The following is an 18254-nucleotide window of genomic DNA, read 5'->3' on the forward strand; positions in this document are numbered from 1 at the left end:
AGCCTTGACACGCGAACAGTTACTGAACAGTCTGTATGACATTGATCAGTCAGTCCGGCACTGGAAGGCCGCTGGCTGCCGTCGTCTCCCGACACACGCCTCGGAGAGGTCTTCATGAACCTCGGCACCTACTTGTCCCGCAGCGCCCGCTACTGGCCCGACGCCCCGGCGCTCGTCTGCGGGGACCGCTCCTGGACCTTCACCGCACTCGACCGCGCGACCGATCGCCTGGCCTCCGCCCTGGCCGCCCGTGGTCTGCGCCCCGGTGACGCCGTGGCCTCGCTCGCGTGGAACCGCGGCGAGCTGGTGGAGGTCGAATTCGCGCTGTACAAAGCCGGACTGACGCGGGCGCCGATCAACGCCCGCCTCGGACGCGGCGAGATCGAGCACATCCTGCGCTACGCACCCGTCCGCGCCCTGGTCTTCGACGGGCCCCACCGCGAGGACGCCCTCGCCGCGATCACCGCCGCCGGCACCGGTTGCCTGCCCGTCCCGCTGGACACGGGAGTCGAGGACGGTGTCCCGTACGACGCTCTGCTGGCCGAGGGCGCGGAGACTCCGTTCCGGGTCGAGGTCGACGAGTCGCAGCCCTGCGTCCTCAACTTCACCTCCGGCTCCACCGGGTCCCTGAAGGCCGCGGTGCAGACGGTCGGCAACCGCCTGGCCAACATGCGCAAGCTGCTGATGGCCGACGAGTCCCGCCCCCGTCCCGGCACCCGCTACCTGGCCTGCGGCCCCATCACCCACGCGACCGGGATGGGCCTGCTGGCAGGGGTGTTCGGCGGCTCCACGACGTACGTCCTGCCGACCTGGAGCCCCGAGGGCTTCCTGGAGACGGTGGAGAAGGAGCGCATCACCGCCACCTTCCTGGTGCCCGCCATGGTGAACATGCTCCTCGCCCACCCCGGCGCCGAGCGCTACGACCTGTCCTCCCTGACGAGCGTGCGGGTCGGCGGCGCGCCCATCTCACCCCGACGGCTGCGCGACGCGGTGGAGTTCTTCGGCCCGGTCGTCGCCCAGGGCTACGGGCTCGGCGAGACCACCAGCGTGGTCGCGGCCCTGAGCGGCGAGGAGATCGCCCGCGCGCTGGAGGAGGACCCGGAACTGCTCCAGTCCTGTGGACGAGCCGTCTACGACACCGAGATACGCGTCGTGGACGAGGCGGGCCGGGAGCTGGGGCCCCGCGAGGTCGGGGAGGTCGTCGTGCGCGGGCCCGACTGTGTGCGCGAGTACTGGAAGGAGCCCGCCCTGTCCGCGGAGACCTTCCGTGACGGCTGGGTGCACACGGGGGACCTCGCGTGGATGCGGGAGGACGGCTATCTGTTCCTGGTCGACCGCAAGAAGGACATGATCATCTCGGGCGGATTCAACATCTACTGCACCGAGGTGGAGACCGCGCTCTACGAACACCCCGCCGTCCAGGAGGTGTGTGTCGTCGGTGTGCCCGACGAGCGGTGGGGCGAGGCGGTGAAGGCGGTCGTCGTGCGCCGCGCGGACACGACCGTCACCGCCGAGGACCTGATCGCGTTCTGCGCGGACCGCCTCGACCGCCTCAAGAAGCCCCGCTCCGTCGACTTCGTCACCGGGCTTCCCCACAACCGCAACGGCAAGCTCGACCGCAAGGCGGTACGCGAGCCGTTCTGGGCGGACACCGCCCGCCGCGTCAACTGACCCCTCGTTCACGGAGCTACCGGTGACCTTTTCCCTGCGCCCCACCTACGCCGACACCCGAACCGCCGAACTGGTTGACCGTCTGCGCGACTACCTCGACGGCGAACTCGCCGACCACGAACGCGAGCACGGCATCACCCGGGCCACCCGCCTCACCCGCGCCGACCTCGAACCGGTCTGGCGCCGCAGCCGCGAACTCGGCTTCTACGGCATCCACCTGCCCGAGGAATACGGCGGCCAGGACCTCAGCTACTCCCAACTCGCCGCGCTGAAAGAGGAAATCGGCGCGAGCGGGCGCGTCCTCGCGCACAGCGTGCTCGGCGACATGGGCGGTCCCCTGCGGGCCGGTGACATCCTCCGGCACGCCACCCCACACCAGTTGGACACCTACCTGCTCCCGCTCGTCCGGGGCGAGCGGGCCTGCTGCTTCTCCCTCACCGAGACAAACGCCGGTTCCGACGTCCGCTCCATGCGCACCGTCGCCGTACGCGACGGCGACGGCTACCGGCTGACCGGACACAAGGTCTTCTCCTCCGCCGGCCCCTTCGCCGACTTCGCGATCGTGGTGGCCCGTATGGCCGGCACCGGCGAACGCGAGGGCGACAAACCGAAGTTCTCTGCCTTCCTCGTGGACCTGGACAGCCCCGGCTGCCGGGTCGAGGACGGCGCGACACCGATGTCCGGCGAACACATCGAGAGCGACATCGTCCTGGAGGACTGCCACGTCCCCGCCGCCAACCTCCTGGGCGAGGAGGGCAACGGCATGCGCATCGCGCTCGGCAGGGTCACCACCAACCGCCTGCTGCACTGCCCGACCGTGCTCGGCGCCACCCGCCGCGCCCTCCAGCTCACCCTGGACCGCGCCCGCACCCGCCAGGTCTCCGGCAAGCCCCTGCTCATGCTCCAGGCCATCCAGCACAAGGTCGCCGACATGGCAACCGACTTCTACGCCGCCCGCTCCATGACGTACGCCGCGCTGGCAGCGCTGGACGAGGGGCGCGAGGTGCCAGCAGAGGCGTTCATGTGCAAGCTGTTCGTCGCCGAGTCCGCCTTCCGCATCCTCGACGAGGCCGTGCAGATCCACGGCAAGGAGGGCCTGACCCAGGGCAACGAGATCGAGTACCTCTTCCGCAAGATCCGCATGTTCCGCATCCTCACCGGCACCTCAGAGATCCAGCGCAACGGCATCGCCAAGCTCTTGGCCTTCCAGCACTGACCTCAGCTGACCGCCCTAACCGGACAGGAGCTGTGGGACCAAGCCCTTGATCACGGTGTTGGTCCAGCGCATCTGCCGCAAGGTCGCCAGACCCTGTCGTCCGCCTCCGTGCTCGCGACGGCGGGCGTCGCGATCAGCGTCGGGGTCACCGTGGTGGGCGCGCACTACCTGGTGGGGCTGGAGTGGCGGCAGGCGCTCCGCCAGGTCGAGGAGCTCGTCGCCCTTGGTGGCCTGTGCGGCCTGTGCGAGTCCGCCAGCGCTGGCCTTTTTCCGCGGCGCCGAGGCGGAGTTCTGCGGCGGATCTCGTGCTCGGTGCGATGGCGCTCGGCCACGGCCGTCAGCCTCCCGGCCAGGTACCTCTCTCCGTGGCGGAGGACTCGCGAAGTGAGAGTGACGCCGAGCCCGGGCCGCCTCGTCACGTTCGTGGTCGAATTGCTCGCCCTGACCGCGCGGTGCTTCGGCGACCGGCCCGTGGGACGGGCGCTGGGCGACCACGCTCATGGCGTCGATCAGCCGTTCGGCCCCGATTCCACGGACCGATCCACGACGCCTCGACCGGAACCTCGGGTTGAAATCGACGGACAGGCACGCGAGTGCGAGTCGAGCGGCATCAAGCGCAGGTGCTTGTCGAGCAGGTGACAGAGTCGCGCCGAGCCGACGGCATCCGTATCTTCTGCCGCGCGGCGCGCCCGAGCGAACGGCGCCAGTCCGCCCGGTGAACTGGAGTGGCTGCACTGGGCCGAAACCTACGCTGAGCGGTTTGATCCGTTGCGCGGGAGTCAGACGAAGATCACCAAGTGGGTCACTTTTGCTGCTCCGTCAGAGGGCAGGGTTCGGCCGTCGCCGAGAGTGTGACCTGGCCCCACCGTGGAGCGCGGCGGCGCTCGGCGTTCCGGCCTCCCAGTTGTCCACTCCCGGAGCACCGGCCACAGCCGACTGCACGTTCACCGAGCCACGCGACCTGATCACCTCCACCGCCGGAAACACTGCGATGCCAGCGATAGCAACACGAAAGAGGCCCCAGCTGATCCCGTGCCGGATCTGCCGGGGCCTCGCCCTGATGCATTCCTACTCGTTGCCCAGCAGATCCGCGATGACCAGGGCAACGATCTTGCCGCGCCAGTAATCGTTGGTGTCGTAGTCACGGAGCGACGCCTGCACCTCCAGCAGAGCGTCGTCCCGGCCGCCACTCACATGAAGGTTCACGACCCCGCGCCCCCAGGGGCGTTCGTTGTTGGTGCCGTTTTGCTGCACGAACTCCAGGTCGAAGGACTGCAGGGCCGCATTGACGACAAGTTTTCGATTGCTGTCCCTACGGATTGCCTCGTCGAACTCGACCAGTTGGCTCTGTGTGAACTTCTCAGCAGTGCTCCGAGTGTCGATCTCAAAGGTGACCGTCCTGAACGCGAGCGGCATGGCATTGACCTCCAGCAACGGATCGAGGGGCGCGTCCGGCCGTATTCCGGGCCGCACCCTGTACAACGACCCACCCGGACGGCGGATACGCCGGTCACTCCTCCTCTTCGATCGCGCTGGGGTCGCGTAGAGGGCGCAGGCTCTGGCCAGGGCCGCCCGCGAGGTGAAGGCCCCCTGCCCGCCGGGGAGAGGGGCGGCGGGGTCGGGGTCTGCCGGTTGGGTCCTGCTCGTGTACGGGCCGGGCAGTCTGTTTCGCGGACGGCCCGGCCCGCGCGCTATGGCAGATCAGTCGCGCAGCTGGTACAGCAGCCGGCCCAGCAGCCACTGGCCGAGTTCGGGGGTGACGGCGGTGTGCGTCGTCATGTCCGAGGAGCAGGTGAACTCGAAGACCTCGCTCTCCTCGGGGTCCAGGTCGTGGATGTTCGTGTAGAGGTCCTTGGGCTGGTCGATGTCGCGGATCGCGACCGCGCTGACGGTGGGGACGAAGCAGACGCTCTCGTGCCGCAGGTCGGTCGTGGCGCCGACCTTCTTCAGCGCGTCGGCGACGATGCGGTACGAGTGGAGGGTGCCGCCGGGGGCACCCTCCAGTTCGGGAAGATCACTCGTCCTGACCGTGAACTGCAACGGGGGGAACCACCGCTTCAGCTCGGCGACGGTGACGTCCTTGCCCTGGGCCTGTGTATAGAAGGCCGTGTCCGGGTAGACCCGCCCGAACTTCAGCGCCCTCTCGCCGGGAGGGATCTCCAGGCCCACGCCGTCGCCGCGGCCGTTGGCAACCGCGAGCTTCCTCGGACGGCTCGGCCAGCCGCCGACATCGGCCAGGTCCTGCAGGAACTGGGTGCGCTCGGGGGCGATGACGGGTTTCCTGGTCTTGGGGTCGTAGTGCCGCCAGAGCATCTGCCGGGCGGCCGGGCTGTTCATCTGCCGGGCGAAGGGATTGTTCGGCCAGGGGATGAAGTGCGCGAACGCCTGGAGGGCGATGGGCACGACGGCGCCGCGGTGCGGGGTGTCGTAGGAGAAGTACAGGCCGACGCGGTGGTCAAACTCCTGCTTTTCCTGGCCGGCCTCGGCCTGGAGCGGGCGGCACAGGCCCTGGACGCGGGGCAGACCGGAGCCGGCCCACCGGCCGCACTGGCCGTGTCGTTTCAGATTTCCGTGGGGTGGGTGTGGCCGGCGCACCGGTCACACCCACCCCACAACGCCGGGCCTATCAGGAGAGGCCTCTCCTGGTAGGCCCGGCCGGACCGCTGATTCAGCCGATGACGATGAAGTTGAAGGGCCGGTTGGCCGTGTTGTACACGGAGTTGGCGGTCTTGAAAGTCACCTGATCGGTGTCGATGGAGACGACGTGGACGGTGTCCTGCATGGCCAGGGGCTGGTGGTGGTGCCAGATGGTGGCCGTTGCGCTCGGCACCTCAGTGAGGCCGGCGCTCCCCGAGGACGTCGCGGACCACCGACTCCAACTGATCGGGGCAGGTCTTCACGCCCGGGCGGCTTCACCCGACCGCGTACACGAGCCGGGCGCGGTGGTGGATGCGTTCAGCTCGGCACCCAGCCGCGGTCGTCTCCGTACGAAGGGCCCGCACCGATGCGCGGGCCCGTCGTCCTGTGTGCCGGGGAGAAGCGGCTGCCGGGCAGGTCAGTGGCGCGCGAGGTGTGAGCGGACGGTGTAGCTCCCGGGGGCGGGGGTGGTGACCGTGTAGTCCGACATGTTGGCGCAGGTGTAGATGTCTTTGCCCGGTTCTTTCGTGGCCTTGTGCCGGTACGCCCGGAACTTCAGTGGTTGTCCGTCGGCTTTTACGCCGGTGTAGGAGACGGTGACCGCAGGGATGTCCGCGCAGGTGCGGATGCCGTCGAACTTCTCGATGAACGCGTTGGCCGAGTTCTTGAAGCCGCCGAAGTTCTTCGGGAGACGCCAGGCTCCGATCGTGCGTGCCTTTCCCGTCGCGAGGTCCTTGATCGTGCCGGTGTAGACGGGCCCGGACCGGGTGTTCGTCTTCCTGGCGGTGATGGTGTACTTCCGGCCCGCCACGTACTTCAGGTCATCGATGCCGCACGTGACACCGTCGGCGCCGTCGGCGCCGTCGTGGCAGTTGGAGTGAAGCTTGGTGGCGCCGGCGCCGAAGAAGGAGAAGCGGACGCCGGCCTTGCCGTTGGGGTGCGGCTGGATGCCCGAGTAGAAGCCTTCGCCGTTCTTCTTCGCGTACATGTAGTGCGCGTAGTAGATGTGGTTGGTGGTCAGGGGGGTGCCGACCTTGACCGTGTAGGTGTAGGTGCTGAAGTTTCCCGGGACGGCGAAGTCGAAGTTGATGAAGTGCTGCGGGTTGTCAGCGGGGATCCGCCCGGGGTCATCTGCCCGCGCGGTGTTCGGGGACAGGGTCAGAACAGCGGCGGCCGCGGCGGTCGCGGCCAGCCGGGCGCGCCGTGGCAGGGGATGCTGCACAGGAGTCCTTTCGTGTGTGAGTGCTCCGCGGCAGGGCGCGGGGCGTTTCGGGTGCGCTGTCCATGCCGGGCTGCCGCGGCACCCTGCGAGGGAAGCGACCGCATGCCTGACGTCACTCCTCTCACTCTTCGAGGCGCCGGGCAGCTCGCTATGCACCGTCGTCAGCAGCCGGCGACGGTCAGACAGAGAAGCGAGGGGACAGCGACGGTCTCCGCGTTCGGTGCGGGCTACTCCATCTCGCTGATCTGCTCCTCCAGCTCTTCGATGAGGGCGTCACGTTCGACAGTGGGCATGTGCTGTCTCCTTGGGGGATGGGCCGGTGCTGGACTCCCGGAGAAGCCTGGCCAGAAGTGCGCCACCGACCGGAACGGACTCTCCGCCACGACAGGAGGTGCCCGCCCACAGGCTGACGAAAGTCGCCCAAACGGCTATCTGCGGCGCACAACCGCGCAAAGCCTCAATGCGCTCACACCGCGCACGCCCAGCCGCATCACGGAATCGGGAACCCGCACGCGTTGCCCGCCGGCAGGCTGCCGGCCTCACAGCACCGGCAGAAGGGCAACGGCGACATGATCAGTGGCCGTTTGAAGCGGGCTCGGCGACGGACCATGTGATCGCAGCAAGCCTGTCGTGGGGGGTCTGGCAGGCCATGCCCGTCAGCGGCCGGAGGCCGGCCCTGTGCCACGCCGCCGCGCGTCGTGGATGTCCAGGCGGGCGAGGGGGACATGATGGGGCAACGGAGGCGGCGCGAGGAAGGGTGCGGTGTGAGCGGGTTGGGCTCTGGCGGTGCGGGGCACGGGAAGTCACGGTTCGACGACGTGTACGTCCAGCCGGACCCGCGCGCCTACTTCACCCGGCTGGCGCCGCTGGGCTACGAGATCCCGCACCACGCCCAGCCGGTGTTCCGGCGACTGGCCGCGGAGCGGGCGGCACACGGTGACGGCCGGGCCGGGGGACCTGTGGTGCTGGACCTGTGCTGTTCCTACGGCATCAACGCGGCCCTGCTCAACCACGAGGTGACGCTCGCGGAGCTGTACGACCGGTACACGTCCGACACGGCACGGCGGATGACGTCTGCGGAGCTGGCCGCGTGGGACCGCGTGTTCTACGCCGGGCGGCGCCGGCCGGACGCGTGGCGGGTGTACGGCCTGGACATCGCCGCCCCGGCGGTGCGCTACGCCCGGGAAGCCGGTCTGCTGGACGCCGGTTTCACCGACGACCTGGAGCGGGTGCCGCCCGGACCCGAGCTGCGCGATGCCCTGGAGGAGGTCGGGCTGATCACGCTGACGGGCGGCGGCAGCTACATCACCGAGCGGACGTTCGCCGCGCTGCTGGGCAGGGCCCGGCGACCGGTGTGGGTGAGCGCGTTCGTGCTGCGGACCGTGTCGTACGAGCCTGTCGCGCGGACGCTGGCCGCACACGGGCTGCACACCACGACGGATGCGTCCCGGACCTACCCACAGCGCCGGTTCACGGACGAGCGGGAGCGCGGGCACGCGATCGAGGCCGTGCGGGCCCTGGGCGGTGACCCGTCGGGACGGGAGAAGGAGGGCCGCTACCACAGCGTGCTCTACACCTCCCGCCCCGGCCCGGCGCGGTAGGCGGTTGCACGTGAGCGGACCACCTTGCACTGAGGTGGCGTCGGCGGGTGGGCGTGGAGTGCCGCTGGTGCCGCACCGGAAGGCGGGCGCGGGCGAGGATGTCCTGCCGCCGGACTACCAGCGGCTCATGAAGATCGTGCGGAATGCCGGTGGCCCGGTCAGGATCAAGGACGTCGGTGTCGAGCTGCGCCTGGAGGTCGGGGTGAAGGGCCGGCTGGAGCCGCCGCGCGGCAAGTTGAGCAAGCTCGCCGGGCAGGGCCGGCTGCGCAAACTGCCTGACGGACGCTTCCCGATCACACCGTAACACCACCTTCCTTCACCTGCGGGCCGTCTTCGACTGGGAGTGCGAAGCCAAGCGGGGCGTGATCGGGCGCCCGGTGGCCTCCGGCGGGGAGGCGGAGACCGGCACCCCGCGTCGAGCCGCGTAGCACTCACGCTTCCGGTGCGGTCACCCCTGAGGACAGAGTTCCGCGTTGCCTCCGTGCAGGCATACCGTCCTCCACTCGGAGGTGTATTCAGACGTCATACCACTTCCTGGTAGAGGGTATGCATAGCCGATCACTGCCCGGACCTTAGCTACTCGTTCCGGGTCGAACGAGCCCCCCTCGTCCGGCCATACGGCAGCGTGGGTGCGCGCGTGGGAAGACGGGCATGATGCTTCTAGCGTGTGTCCCTGCCCGGTGACATTTCCTTGGCGCATCTGGACGTGGATTGCTCCCACGAACGGTGCATCAAGTGTGGGGCAGGTATAGGTGATTTCGACGCCGACTTGACCCAAGGCGCCAATATGGGCCTGTCCCGTCTTTACCCACCAGTCCGGCTGGGCGGAAGCGTTGCTCGTAGTCAGAGCGAGGGCGATGGACGCTGCTGCGAGTGCGGTAGCCAGCTTTCGGATCCTCTTTCCGGTGAGGCTCATGCAGTAACCCCTTTTCTCTGTTTGATGCCACTAATGCCTACGTCCCCCTTTCACGCAGGCGATACGCGATCATCACTCAAATGATGAAAGGTGGAATGAGAGTTCGACCGTTCCTGTCACGGGCCCCGGGGCATGGCAACAGCGAGAGGCCCGGCGTACGGCTGCCGGGCCTCTTGGCTGCCTGATACCAAGCGAGATCCCAAGGAGCGCCTCCGCGTGTTCGGCACCGATTCCGCAGCCCGCCCCAAGGCGTTCTCCAGTGACTACGTGGGCCGCTTCCGCGCGGGCCAACAGCTCAACGGCCGCCCTGCCGCGCTGAAGACATGGAGGATCACGACCGGGGACCCGGAGGTGGGCAAGGCCGTGCCCCCTGTACGGCGGTACCCCGCAGCCGTGGGAGACCTCCCAGGAGGACTCCTTGGAGGTGCTGACCGGCACGATGACCCGGAGCCGGGCCGCTTCCGCCTCATGACCGGTTCCTGGGACTCCGTGAAGAGCCTCGAAACCGTGTGACGAGAGCTGGAGGTCGTCGGCGGCCCCGCGCTGTGCTCCCTGTCCCTGGGGCTGGTCGAGTTCACCGCCAAGTCCAGCGTGGACACGGCCTACCGAAAGCCGGTGCTGAAGGTGCACGGCCCGGCCCCGGCGGAGGCCGCCCCGGCCATCCCGTTCCTATCCAAGGCCACCGCGGATTCCGCCCCCTTCTGATCACACATGGCTAGCCAGTGGCCGGGTGCCGGGTACGTCGACGAGTTCGTACAGTTCCTGCTCGCCCGTACCCGGCGCGGTTGGAAGATCGGCGTCGCCGATACCCGTGCGGGACGCCACCGGTGTCGTACCCATGCCGGGCTCCTGGCCACGGTTGACGTCACCACGGTGGGGCCACATCAAGCAAGGCACCAGGAGAAACGGCTCCGGAATGGGGCGGCTGCCCTTCATGAAGATGGGTGTCGCGGCGTAGTCGTGCGCGACATCCCCGTGAGTTCCCCTGAGCCCGGCTGAGGTGCTGGCCCCGTGGCCGGGAGGTCCATCCACCCGTGTGCTCCAGCGCCTGTCCGGCGGCGCTGCCCGGCTGTGGAAGTTACCGACTTCAGGTGACGGCAGACGTGGAAACGCCTGGCCGGCCGGCTCACGGGCAAGGCTCATCCCGCAGTGCTTCGAGGACTTGGGAGGCCCTGGTACGCGATCCGGGCCGGCACGAGTGAAGGAGTCATCCGTGGATACCACAAGGACACGCGCGGTCGTCACTGTGATCAGCGCTGGGCTTCTGGCCTTCCCTGCCCTGACGGGGCAGGCGGCGGCACAGTCCGGGCTGGTGCTGGAGAACGTCGCCAGCCCCGGTTACGTCCTCGACAACGACGCCGGCCGGGGAGAGGACTCTGGTGTCCTGGTCTATGACCGGCACGGCGGGCCGAACCAGGTGTGGGAGGTGAACCCCGAGGGCGGCAACACCGTCCAGATCATGCAGCGGATCGGCGGGCGGGAGCTGTGTGCCTCCGCCGTGTTCAACGGCATCGCCGAGGTGTCCATGCAGGGCTGCGGCAACAACGGGTCGGTGACGCGGTGGACCCAGATCGCCGTGGGCGGCAACCGCTGGGTCTACCGGAACAACGCCCAGCACAAATGCCTCGCGGCCACCCGGCTGAACGGTCCCGTCGAGCTCGTCGAGTGCGCGTTCGGAGACCAGGAACAGCAGTGGATCAAACGCGCTGGGTGAAAGAGCGCACAGCTGACATCCTCCCCGCCGTAACAACACTCCCGGGACAGAAACCCCGCCACGATCTCTGACTGACACCGAATTGCTCGACGCTGAGATAGCCGGCACAGCGGCGCGGGCGGATGCTTCGCATCTCGATGACCGGCCGTGCCCCAACTGCAGTACACCGCGCGGGCCCCGGAGGCTCGCCGTGATGCATGTTGCGCAACCGGTACGTCCTTTGGGATCACCCTGACAGTGGTATATGACTACGCGCCGTCGATCAACGGCAGGGACACTCGTAGGGGCACCGCACCGGTCGAGTGCTGCCGCTGCGATGCTCAACCCGCACGACCCGCTCCGTAACTCCGAAAGGCAGGAAAGTAATGGCTGCGCACTATAAACGCCTCGCCGCCGCCCTCGTTCTGACAGCGGCCCTCACTCCGACCGCCACTGCCGAAGCTGCCGCATCCGGCAAAATCAGAGCAGTCGGTGACTGGTGTCTCGCCAACGAGCTGGGCACCGACAAAATCGTCACCAAGAGGTGCAACTCTGCCGACAATGGGCAGCACTGGGAGCACGTCGACTATGACACATACCGGAAAACAGGAATGTGGCGCCTGGTGACGGCGCCGGACTGGTGTCTCGCCAACGAGCTGGGCACCGACAAGATCCAGACCAAAAAATGCAGCCAAGGCGACCGCGGGCAGCAGTGGTATCAACTCACAGACCGCCACTGGAGCACCATGCCCCTGCTCCACGCTAATGAGTGGTGTCTCGCCAACAACCTGGGAACTACTAAGGTCCTCACCAAAAGGTGCAACTACATCGACAACTCGCAACACTGGCAAAAGTACAACGGCGACATGATTAGCCTCGCCGTTTAAGCGCGACTATCCCGCGAGCCCTTAAGGTTGTCCCGTGCCGGTGGTTCCGCTGGTGCGTTGGTCCGGCATGGGTGGGGTTATCTCAGCAAGTGATCCGAAATGGATCGAGCCGGTTGCGAGCCTGACCGATGTGCAGTTCGCGAGGCTGGTGACACTGGCACGGCGCCGAGGTGGCGACGTTCAGCGTGGCGGCCGTTGGATTCACCCATACGGGCACGGGCGCCCTCGCGAAGCGCTCCGTCCGGACCTGCTTGCCGCATGCGTGAGCATGTGGACGAGGATCTGGCTGTGACGTCGTACGCCACCGCACAGCGGCCTGGTGACCAGGCCTTCCAGTGCGACGCGACCGCCGTGTTCACGGCGCCGGGCGGCACCCGCGCCTACGTGCTGCTCGACGGCGTCGGCGGCACCCAGGTCGTCCGCTCCTGGACGCGTGCCGCCGCCTTCCTCCCGGCCCGCGCGGCCGCCGGGAGCACAGATGCGGAGGCGGGCTGCGCGCCGAGTACGCCCACTATGCCGCCAACCCCGCCCGCACCGCCGGCCACGGCCTGCCCTGCGCGGCGTCCGTCGTCGCCTTCCAGTCCCCGGCGGCCTGCTCTCGGTCGCGTGGTCCGGCGACGCCCGCGCCTACCTCCTCCTCGACGGGGACCTGCGCCTGCTGACCGAGGACCACAACGCCCGCAGGGCGTGCGACGGCGGGGACCGCAGCCTGATCACCGCTTGCGGCGGCCTCGATGCCGCGCCGCCAGCGCTAGCGCCCGGGGTTGAGGACCCGCAGGTTGACGAACGCGGCAGGCGGGACCCACCACGGGTCAGCGGGCGTATATCTGGCTTTGTCACCTGTGTTCCCCGGGGCCGCTCGAATGGATGACGGCGATTTTCAGGTGCCGGACGGGAGACCGAGCGCGGCTCCGGCCGAGCCGTTTCCGCCGAAGCCTCGACCCTGTCCCGCGTGGGGCAGCCCTGTGCTGTCGCCCGTCCCGGCAGCAGGTCTCCATCGCAGCCGGGCCGCGGCAGGAGTTGCCGGGAACGCGGTCGCCTCACGGGTGTTGTCTCCTGTCCTGCCAAGGCATACCGAGGTGTGGTGGTTCTCCTGAGTTCTGCTCCGCGGCCGGGCTGCGACCGAGCTTCTCAGCCTTTCTCCGCCGGGATCCCAGCTGCCTCCTGAGGTCGTCACACGAGGTCAGACACGCATGCAGGCGGCGAGGTTGCACGTGCGGGCCGGCTGCGCCCGTTGCAGCCGCGCTCCCTGTGCGCCCGGGCGGACGGGCCTGGCTGGGGGCCACGGCGTGCGCGCCTGTGGTGGCAAGGCCCTAGGGTGAGCGCCATGCAGCCCACCGACGGTGCCACTGCGTCCGCCGACCCGAGCTGGGTGGTGGCGGACATGCGCGCCCTGATCCACCAGTGCGACGCGAAGCTGGCCGAGCAGGACGCCACGCTCGACCGCCTGGCGACGGGGGTTGCCGCGCTGCAGTCCCGGATGGCGGCGGTGCGCGGCGAGCGTCAGCAGGTGGTGATCGTGCGCGAGCGGGCGGTGGAGGTCCAGGAGACCCTCCTGGAGGCGGCGCGGGCCGGGGCCGCTCTTCGCAACGGCGAGTTCGATGCGGACACCGCACCTAAGGACGCGTCCGGCCCCGATGAACAGGAGGGCCGTGACGACGCGGAGGATGCCGCGCGCGCGGCCGAGACGCCCGAGGCCGGGCCGGCCGCGCAGGACGGCCAAGCGGTCCCGGTCGGCGCGCAGGCGGCGTCCGCCGCCTCGAAGCTCGGGCCGCGGGGCATGCAGGCCCTGGAGGTCATCAACCGTGTTCCCGGCCGCGAGTGGACCCCGAAGCTGCTCGCCGTCCAGTTGGAAGGCCAGGAAGCCGGGGCCGACGAGAAGGCCCACAACCGGGCCCGTGCCCTGCTGGACGATCTGGCCAAAAAGCAGTTCGTGGTGAAGAAGCACCGGGACAACAGCCGGCGCTGCTACTTCGTCGCGGCCGCGGCAGCGGAGGCCGCCTAGAAGAGAACACCAGGCGACCGCCTCCCGTGCGACAGCAAGGTTCCCAGGCCGGCGCAGTACGCGCGGGAGGCGGTCTGACGACGCTGGGCCGCACCCCCACGCTACCGGGTCACCCCCGGACCGGGGGCCCTCCGGCCTGCCTTTTCCCCCGATCGTGAGGCCATCCCCCCATGCGACAGACACATCATCCGACTTTTCCCAGGCTGCCCCGCCCGGGATGCAACTACCTTTCGCGGCCCGGCCGGTGGGCGGGAAGAGGCTGGTGACGGGCTCCGTCATCACCCCGTGGCCATTCGGTGTGCCGCGGCCAGAGCATCTCATCGAGCGTCGCCTCGAGGCTGGCGACCGTGAACATGTCGGGCCACACGGTGCCGGCGAGGATGTTGGAGATGACCTGCCGGTTGACGCCGGAGGCATCGGCGAGCGCGTTGGCCGAGAAACCGTGCCGCTCCATCGCCTCCGCCAGGGCCCGGGCGATGGCCTGCCCCACCTGCGCCTGGCGGACGCTGTCCATCACCGCGTACGGCCAGTCGCCGGACACGGCATACTCGCGCGGCTTCTTCCCACGTCTCGTTCCTCCGGGCATGCGACCAGTGTGACGGACGGGATGCCGACTTGCGCGCCTCGCCCAACCATGGGTTGCTACCAGAGTAGCAACCCGTGGAGTGACGACTGGTCACCTGTCTGTGCCGGACTGCTTGAAAGGTGTGGTGTCCACAGTGTCAACCCGGCAGCAGGCGGGGGATCCGCCGGCCACGGGCCGCGTCAGGCTGGCGCCTGAGGAGCGGCTGATGCCGTCGCCGAAACTGCGGGCGGACCAGCAGCTGCTGGTCCTCGTGGCCGCCTGCTCGGCACTCGATCCGGTGGGGGCGGTGGAACTGGCGGCGGTGACAGGGCTGTCCGCGAAGAACTGCGGGCTCGTGCCGGTGTTCGCGCAGAACACCGGTCTGCTCACCAAGGGCCACCGGCGGGCGACCTATCTGCCCAGCGACAAGGGCCGGTATGTGGCGCGGGCCTTCGCCCGCGGCCAGGCCGAGGGGCTCGATGCCCTGCGGGCCAAGTGGAAGGGGCAGTGGTTCGCGCGGACGGTCAGGGAACGTTGCCGCCGCGGCCCCGTCTCCCGCGAGGCTCTGGTGGCCACGCTCATGACGGCCGCCCGCGCCGGCAGTGAGCGCATCAAGCAGGCCCACGTCCTGCTCGACCTGATGGTCGCGGTCGGTCTGGTCACGGTGAACAGGCCCGGCGAACTGCACTGGTTCGAAGGCACCCGGCCCGCCGATACCCCTTACGCCGATATCCCTGCCGCGGCCACCGTTTCCGGTGACGCCGCTTCCCCGGGCCCCGTTGACGCGGCCGCACCCGGCACCGGTACTGCGCACGAGAGGCCACCGGCCGGTGAAGCCGATGCGCCCGGCCCGCGGGAGGAACCGGCAGACCCGGCCGGCGACGGGGCCGGTGCCGGCGGGCGGGGGAAGCGCCAGCACCGCCAGGACGCCCCCGAAACGCCTGCCACCGGGGTGCCCGGCCCGCGCGCCGGGACCTCCGGCGGCCGCACTCCCACGGGCCCGGGCCCGGAACAGGACCTGCTGTCCTTGCTGCTGCCGCCCGTGCTGCTGGCGGACCTGACCCGCCTGACCGAGGAGGAGGTTGTCGAACTGCACCGTCATCTCGCGGCCGTTAAGGCCCTGACCGCCAAGCTCCGGGGCCACCGCGTCACCTGACGCCCCCGCGAGCGCACATAAGACAGTCCGGCAGTGCCCGATTCCTTGGCCGGGACGGCACTGCCGGACTCCACCTCCACCCGACGACCAGCGCGGCACAGCCGCGCAGGAAGGGGGCTTCGGCATGCCCTCACCCAAGGCGAGGAACACCCACCGTAGCGCGACAGCCACCCCACCCACCCCCGTTCACGCCCACGCCGCACTGTGCGAGGGGACCCGGCATGGCTAGGACAACCATCCGCACCGCGCTGCTGGAAGTCAGCCGCCGGTGGCTGCAGCAGGCCGCCGACGCCACCCTGGCCATCGAGACCGCCGACCTCTACATCCAGATCAGCGAGCGGTTCGACGCCTTCGCCGGCGCCCACGACATCCACCGAATGGATGACGTCACCGCACAACTGGCCGAACGCTTCATCAGTGCCCCGGGCCGCGACCGCCGCGACACCATCACCCTCCACCCCGCCAACAGCACCCGCCGCCAGCGCCGCTGTGCCCTCGCCTCCCTCTTCGCCCACGCCCGGGCCCTGGGCATGACCCAGGCCGCACCCCTGCTCGACACCGCGCCCATCCCGCGGCCGCCCCGCAGCACCGGCACCGAACTCACCGCAGCGGAGATCGAAACCCTCCAGTTCCACTCCGAGCGCGGCATGCCCGCAACCCGGCACGCCGCCCTGCTCGCCCTGCTCCTGACCGGCCTGACCAGCGCCGAGACCGCCCAGACCACGGCGGGCGACCTGGACCTCGTCCGTGCCACCGTGACCACCCAGGGCAGCACCCACACCAGAGCCCGCGCCTGCCCGCTCAACCACTGGGCCGTCCGCGTCCTGGGTCTGCGCGCCGGCCACCTGGCCGAGCACCGCCCCGCCCAGCAGCGTCTGGTCACCAGCGACTCCTCCACCCGCTCCACCGCCCAGGCCAGCGTCGGCGCCGGCTTCAACGAGATCGCCCGCCGCTGCGGACTCGCCACCACCATCCGCAAGGTCGAACCCCGCGACATCACCCGCTACACCGCCCGCCAAGTACTCCTGGAAACAGGCCAGATCTGCGAAGTCGCCCGCCGGCTCGGCCTCACCTCCCTCGACAGCGCCGCCGCCCTGGCCGGCCTCGCCTGGAACACCGGCGAGGCCCCCCGATGAGCACCCGGAAGACCGCCCCCGCGCCCTCCACGGCCACCCCGGGTGCCGGGAAGCGCACCCGGACGGCCGCAAAGCTCCCTCCGTACGTCTACGGGGCCATCCCCGACGACGCCTTCGGCGCGGCCGACGAGGCGCCGCCGGCCAAAGGACCCCAGGCCCCGCACCTGATCCCCACCGTCCGCTTCACCCACCTGATCAACAACCCCGACCTCTACACCGCGGCCGCCGCCCTGCCCGCCGCCGGCCCGGTCGGCCGGCGCCCCCACCACCCGCCCATCGTCTACCTGATCTTCCTGTGCTCGATCTCCGTCTTCGGCTCCGCCCGCTCCACCGCCAGCCACTTCCAGCACAAGAACTGGTGGGAACCCGTCCGCACGGCGATCCGCACCCACATAGGAGACACGGCCGCCGACGCCCTGAGACCGGCCGGCCCCACCCGCAGCAACTGGAACCACTACTTCCGCCGCCACCTCAAACCCGCCCACGACCAAGTCCGCGACCTCAGCAGCGACCTGTGGATCCAGCAGGCCCTGGCCCACGGCATGCTCAGCGATACCGGCCACAGAACCAGCCGCGCCCGCCCCGGACGCCACCAGGTCATCCACGGCGACGCCACCGTCGCCAGACCCCCCTCCAGCCACCCCCAGCACACCGTCGTCGACAAGACCACCGGCGAGGTACGCCACCACCGCGTCGACGAAGACGCCGGCATCACCGTCGAAGGAGGCGGCCACCTCGTCTACGGCAACAAATTCCTCTCCACCGCCGTACGCCTGGCCGACACCCCCCACAGCCGCGTCATCCTCGCCCTCGAATCCATCCGCCACAAATCACCCCAAGCCGACCCCGACCGGGAATCGGAAGGCAGCGCCCTCGTCGCCATGGTCAAACGCATCACCGCCCGCGCCCCCGGCACCAAAGCCGTCACCTACGACGCCGCCCTGCGCGGCAAACACCGCGCCCCCCTGATCTCCCAGGGCCTCGTCGTCTTCACCCCGCAGCACGACGGACTCCCGCCCCAGTCACTCCTGCGCCACAAACACGGCCCCTGCACCCACGACCTCTACATCACCCAGGGCCGCATCTGCGAACGCCACCTCACCGACGACGGCAAGACCACCCACTACACCCCGCTGCCCGTCGCCGAACTCGAACACCGGCAGGGCAAGACCACCACCCGCTTCTACCACCGGATCACGATCACCTGCCCCCTCACACCCCACACCCTCCGCATCCGATGCGACGAGACCGACGAAGACCGCCAGACCGATCCGAAAACGAAGAAACAGCGCTTCAACCGCACCGAACACCTCCGCCAGGTACCCCCCGACACCCCGGCCGGCCGCCGCCTGAAAGGCTTCCGCCAGGACAGTGAGTCCATCCACTCCCGCTTCGACCAGAGCTACCCCCACAAGCGCGTCCCCGCGTACGGCGCCCGCGGAGCCCTGCTGATCTACCTCGGCTACGCCTGGCTGAACAACTCCATCACCCGAGCACTCAACACGATCACCTCCTGACCACCACCACAGCGCCCCACCCGGTCACCCCA

16 protein-coding genes and 1 pseudogene are annotated in these 18254 nt (G+C 69.4%); 11 read left to right on the top strand and 6 right to left on the bottom strand.

Annotation, left to right across the window (positions count from 1 at the left end):
* The first annotated feature begins 114 nt into the window (after positions 1 to 114).
* Together ACZ63H_RS29485 and ACZ63H_RS29490 are read left to right on the top strand one after the other, a co-directional pair.
* Positions 115 to 1671, top strand: a complete 1557-nt coding sequence (locus tag ACZ63H_RS29485; protein WP_469870202.1) for a class I adenylate-forming enzyme family protein — start codon at positions 115 to 117, stop codon at positions 1669 to 1671.
* Between the two features lie 22 nt (positions 1672 to 1693).
* Positions 1694 to 2887: an acyl-CoA dehydrogenase family protein gene (locus ACZ63H_RS29490; protein WP_469870204.1), complete on the top strand. Its 1194-nt coding sequence runs from the start codon at positions 1694 to 1696 to the stop codon at positions 2885 to 2887.
* A gap of 1068 nt (positions 2888 to 3955) precedes the next feature.
* On the opposite strand, the gene ACZ63H_RS29495 is transcribed toward ACZ63H_RS29490, so the two are convergent.
* From ACZ63H_RS29495 to ACZ63H_RS29510, 4 genes are all read right to left on the bottom strand, one after another.
* Positions 3956 to 4321 (bottom strand): hypothetical protein, encoded by a 366-nt coding sequence (locus tag ACZ63H_RS29495; RefSeq protein WP_469870206.1) that lies wholly within the window; start codon positions 4319 to 4321, stop codon positions 3956 to 3958.
* A gap of 267 nt (positions 4322 to 4588) precedes the next feature.
* Entirely contained in the window at positions 4589 to 5482 is an 894-nt protein-coding gene (locus tag ACZ63H_RS29500; protein WP_469870208.1) for a hypothetical protein, read from the bottom strand.
* Positions 5483 to 5555: 73 nt separating this feature from the next.
* On the bottom strand, positions 5556 to 5717 hold the full coding sequence (locus ACZ63H_RS29505; protein WP_469870210.1) for a hypothetical protein: 162 nt from the start codon (positions 5715 to 5717) through the stop codon (positions 5556 to 5558).
* 225 nt (positions 5718 to 5942) lie between these two features.
* The gene (locus ACZ63H_RS29510; protein WP_469870212.1) at positions 5943 to 6746 is read right to left on the bottom strand and encodes a DUF3472 domain-containing protein; all 804 of its coding nucleotides are present in this window, start codon (positions 6744 to 6746) and stop codon (positions 5943 to 5945) included.
* 818 nt (positions 6747 to 7564) lie between these two features.
* On the opposite strand from ACZ63H_RS29510, the gene ACZ63H_RS29515 reads away from it, so the two are divergent.
* Together ACZ63H_RS29515 and ACZ63H_RS29520 are read left to right on the top strand one after the other, a co-directional pair.
* Positions 7565 to 8347, top strand: coding sequence for a hypothetical protein (locus ACZ63H_RS29515; protein ID WP_469870214.1), 783 nt, complete (start codon positions 7565 to 7567; stop codon positions 8345 to 8347).
* Between the two features lie 67 nt (positions 8348 to 8414).
* Positions 8415 to 8651, top strand: coding sequence for a hypothetical protein (locus ACZ63H_RS29520; RefSeq protein WP_469870216.1), 237 nt, complete (start codon positions 8415 to 8417; stop codon positions 8649 to 8651).
* A gap of 1317 nt (positions 8652 to 9968) precedes the next feature.
* Here ACZ63H_RS29520 and ACZ63H_RS29525 read toward each other — a convergent pair.
* On the bottom strand, positions 9969 to 10103 hold the full coding sequence (locus ACZ63H_RS29525; RefSeq protein ID WP_469870218.1) for a hypothetical protein: 135 nt from the start codon (positions 10101 to 10103) through the stop codon (positions 9969 to 9971).
* Positions 10104 to 10476: 373 nt separating this feature from the next.
* On the opposite strand from ACZ63H_RS29525, the gene ACZ63H_RS29530 reads away from it, so the two are divergent.
* The 4 genes and pseudogenes from ACZ63H_RS29530 to ACZ63H_RS29545 all read left to right on the top strand — a co-directional run bounded on the left by ACZ63H_RS29530 (position 10477) and on the right by ACZ63H_RS29545 (position 13848).
* Entirely contained in the window at positions 10477 to 10977 is a 501-nt protein-coding gene (locus ACZ63H_RS29530) for a ricin-type beta-trefoil lectin domain protein (RefSeq protein ID WP_469870220.1), read from the top strand.
* Between the two features lie 365 nt (positions 10978 to 11342).
* Positions 11343 to 11843, top strand: a complete 501-nt coding sequence (locus tag ACZ63H_RS29535; RefSeq protein ID WP_469870222.1) for a ricin-type beta-trefoil lectin domain protein — start codon at positions 11343 to 11345, stop codon at positions 11841 to 11843.
* 67 nt (positions 11844 to 11910) lie between these two features.
* Positions 11911 to 12042 (top strand): annotated as a pseudogene (locus ACZ63H_RS29540) (IS5/IS1182 family transposase); the annotation flags it as partial.
* A gap of 1128 nt (positions 12043 to 13170) precedes the next feature.
* The gene (locus tag ACZ63H_RS29545; protein WP_469870224.1) at positions 13171 to 13848 is read left to right on the top strand and encodes a hypothetical protein; all 678 of its coding nucleotides are present in this window, start codon (positions 13171 to 13173) and stop codon (positions 13846 to 13848) included.
* A gap of 223 nt (positions 13849 to 14071) precedes the next feature.
* Here the strand turns inward: ACZ63H_RS29545 and ACZ63H_RS29550 are convergent, their stop codons facing one another.
* On the bottom strand, positions 14072 to 14434 hold the full coding sequence (locus ACZ63H_RS29550; RefSeq protein ID WP_469870226.1) for a helix-turn-helix domain-containing protein: 363 nt from the start codon (positions 14432 to 14434) through the stop codon (positions 14072 to 14074).
* Between the two features lie 205 nt (positions 14435 to 14639).
* Between ACZ63H_RS29550 and ACZ63H_RS29555 the strand changes: the two genes are divergently transcribed.
* The 3 genes from ACZ63H_RS29555 (at position 14640) to ACZ63H_RS29565 (ending at position 18222) form a co-directional block, all read left to right on the top strand.
* Positions 14640 to 15569 (top strand): hypothetical protein, encoded by a 930-nt coding sequence (locus tag ACZ63H_RS29555; protein WP_469870228.1) that lies wholly within the window; start codon positions 14640 to 14642, stop codon positions 15567 to 15569.
* A gap of 221 nt (positions 15570 to 15790) precedes the next feature.
* Positions 15791 to 16705 carry a hypothetical protein gene (locus ACZ63H_RS29560; RefSeq protein WP_469870230.1) on the top strand — a complete coding sequence of 305 codons (915 nt, stop codon included), beginning with the start codon at positions 15791 to 15793 and terminating at the stop codon, positions 16703 to 16705.
* Positions 16702 to 18222: a hypothetical protein gene (locus ACZ63H_RS29565; protein WP_469870232.1), complete on the top strand. Its 1521-nt coding sequence runs from the start codon at positions 16702 to 16704 to the stop codon at positions 18220 to 18222. The genes ACZ63H_RS29560 and ACZ63H_RS29565 overlap by 4 nt, the downstream gene beginning before the upstream one ends.
* Positions 18223 to 18254 lie beyond the last annotated feature (32 nt).

The sequence above is a fragment of the Streptomyces sp. NPDC104831 genome, assembly GCF_055583025.1.